General features: G+C 60.8%; 3 protein-coding genes. 2 read left to right on the top strand and 1 reads right to left on the bottom strand.

All coding sequences use genetic code 11. The features are described from left to right. A partial coding sequence (locus tag Y703_RS21720) for an aminoglycoside phosphotransferase family protein (RefSeq protein WP_035765371.1) occupies positions 1–467 on the bottom strand: 467 nt, incomplete at its 3' end. A 521-nt stretch (positions 468–988) separates the two neighbouring features. Between Y703_RS21720 and Y703_RS0114495 the strand changes: the two genes are divergently transcribed. Next, complete coding sequence (locus Y703_RS0114495) at positions 989–2,071, top strand: IS630 family transposase (RefSeq protein WP_051427625.1); 1,083 nt, start codon at positions 989–991, stop codon at positions 2,069–2,071. A 269-nt stretch (positions 2,072–2,340) separates the two neighbouring features. Continuing rightward, the gene (locus Y703_RS20160) at positions 2,341–2,589 is read left to right on the top strand and encodes a transposase (protein WP_051427624.1); all 249 of its coding nucleotides are present in this window, start codon (positions 2,341–2,343) and stop codon (positions 2,587–2,589) included. The last annotated feature ends 260 nt before the right edge of the window (positions 2,590–2,849 follow it).

Genomic DNA, 2,849 nt, shown 5'->3' with positions numbered 1-2,849 from the left:
ACCGAGGGGATGCCCTGCCACAGGGCCCCGCTGCCAGGACGCAGCGTGAGGTCCCGCACCAGGTTGCCCCAGATCCCGGCGGTCTCATCCAGCGGGAGTCCGCCGAGGGACTGGTCCCCGTCCAGCCGCTCAAGCAGGAGGACGAAGTCGTCCCGGGCGGCCTCCAGCAGGCGCACGGCTCCGCGGCCGTCCCAGAGTGTAAGGGCATCGGGCTCGGGAAGAGCCTCATCATGGGGGATGGTCACCTTGAGGACGGCGGGGGAGCCATCGGCGCGCCTGACGGGTAAGACCACCGCTGCGCTGCCAAACCAGGGGCCAGACCCGTCGGGGAGCTCAAGCGTCAACTCCCAGTCGAGCAGAGAGTTCCTGACCAGCTCCGTCCACCGGCCAAGCCAGCTGCGCCCCGATCTCAAACGCAAGGCGTTGCGGACGAGGTCGGCGGGGAGCTCAATACCGGATACGTCCACGAGGCTAAGTCTAGGCAACAAGGCTATGTTCCTTTTCCTGCATCACCGACGCTCCTTCGACTAGCGGTTCAGTGTCGCTGACGCTCCGTGGGGGTAGAAAGTATCTCGCTGGCTGACTTTTGGCTCTGGATGCGCGGTGTTTTTGGGTGGATAATTGTGGTGTCTGCCACGGTCGACGCCGTTTTGTTCTTGGTGCTGTGGTTGAGCCTGCCGACTAGCGTGGTGTGGAGGACTTCCACGGGAACCGTGGATTGTTGCCTTTCAGCACGAGTGTTAGATTCCTGAATTGATTCCCCGTCCTCCCCGTAGCAGATATCAACTATCGGGTTCGAGGGTGTGTCAAGCCCCGGGTTTCGTGGAGGGTGTTGATTCCTTGAAAGGATGAGCCCTTATGGCAGCACCTAAGAAGTATCCGGATGAGCTTCGTGAGCGGGCGGTCCGGTTGGTGATGGACGCGCAGAAGGACCCTAGTGTAGCGTGTCGTTGGTTCCTTTGTGTCTGATCTTTGTCAGACTTGATCCATGGCTTATCTGGCGAGGGCTTTGGAATTGCGTGACGGGGACCGGGGCGCCTTGGAAGTGCTGACGCGTGGGAATTCTTCCTCGGCGACGTTAGCGTTGCGGGCACGCACAGTTTTGTTGGCTTCCGCCGGGATGCCGAATATCCAGATCGAGCAGATCACGGGGTTTTCAGCGCCCACGGTTTTGAAGTGGCGCAACCGCTATGCCGAGGGCGGGATCGAGGCCCTGTCCGATGTCCAGCGTCCGGGCCGGGAGCGAGAAATCGATGAACTTGCCTTGATCGCGGACACCCTGACCAATGACGGGAAACCGCCGGCCGAATTGGGGATCTCGCACTGGTCCGCCCGCATCATGGCCGAACGCCACGGGGTGTCCTTTTCCTCCGTGGCCCGAATCTGGCGCCGTTGGAAAATCCAGCCGCACCGGATCGAGACGTTCAAGTTCTCCACCGACCCCGCCTTGGAGCCCAAGCTCCGGGACGTGGTGGGACTGTACATGTCCCCGCCGGAAAACGCGGTGGTGGTGAGCATTGATGAGAAGACCCAGATCCAGGCCCTGTCCCGCACCGGCCCGAACCAACCGTTGTCCCCGACGCACCCACTGCAGCAGACGCACGACTACCAACGCAACGGCACCACCACCTTGTTCGCGGCCCTAGAGGTCCTCACCGGCAAACTCAGCGCAAACGCCTTCTACCAAAAGCACACCAACATCGAGTTTGTCGATTTTCTGGGCCGGGTCGCGGACGCCCACCCCGGGGTCGAGCTGCATGTCATCTGCGACAACTACGCGACCCATAAACACCAGAACGTCTTGGATTGGCTGGACGCCAATCCGCGGGTCACCCTCCACTTCACCCCGACCAGCTGTTCCTGGCTGAACATGGTGGAGATCTTCTTCGGGATCATCACCCGCCAATGCCTCAAACGTGGCACATTCAGCTCCGTCAAAGACCTGGAACAAACCATGCAACGCTACATCGAGAACTACAACCAGGACGCCAAACCATTCACCTGGACCAAATCAGCGGAGTACCTCCTAGGCAAGATGAAACGCAAACAAACCATTAACACGGAGCACTAGCGGTCGGCGGGGCGCATGTACCAGGATCGGTGCTCAACTGGGCATCCCGGCGGACACAATCCGTGGCTGGCTGCGTACCGTCGAGGTCGATCAAGGTCTGAGGCCGGGGACCACAACCGATGACGCTGCCCGGCTGACGGAGCTCGAACGTGAAGTCGTTGAGTTGCGCCGGGCCAACGGGATCCTGAAATCGGCGTCGGCTTTCTTCGCGGCGGAGCTCGACCGCCCCTCGCGACGATGATCGCCTACATCGATCAGCACAAGGACGAATGCGGGTCACCCTCCACTTCACCCCGACCAGCTGTTCCTGGCTGAACATGGTGGAGATCTTCTTCGGGATCATCACCCGCCAATGCCTCAAACGTGGCACATTCAGCTCCGTCAAAGACCTGGAACAAACCATGCAACGCTACATCGAGAACTACAACCAGGACGCCAAACCATTCACCTGGACCAAATCAGCGGAGTACCTCCTAGGCAAGATGAAACGCAAACAAACCATTAACACGGAGCACTAGCGGTCGGCGGGGCGCATGTACCAGGATCGGTGCTCAACTGGGCATCCCGGCGGACACAATCCGTGGCTGGCTGCGTACCGTCGAGGTCGATCAAGGTCTGAGGCCGGGGACCACAACCGATGACGCTGCCCGGCTGACGGAGCTCGAACGTGAAGTCGTTGAGTTGCGCCGGGCCAACGGGATCCTGAAATCGGCGTCGGCTTTCTTCGCGGCGGAGCTCGACCGCCCCTCGCGACGATGATCGCCTACATCGATCAGCA

Source organism: Arthrobacter sp. H20 (assembly GCF_000520515.1).
Lineage (GTDB): Bacteria > Actinomycetota > Actinomycetes > Actinomycetales > Micrococcaceae > Arthrobacter_D.
The sequence above is the reverse complement of the archived record's forward strand: the minus strand, read 5'-3'. Positions and strand labels throughout refer to the sequence as shown.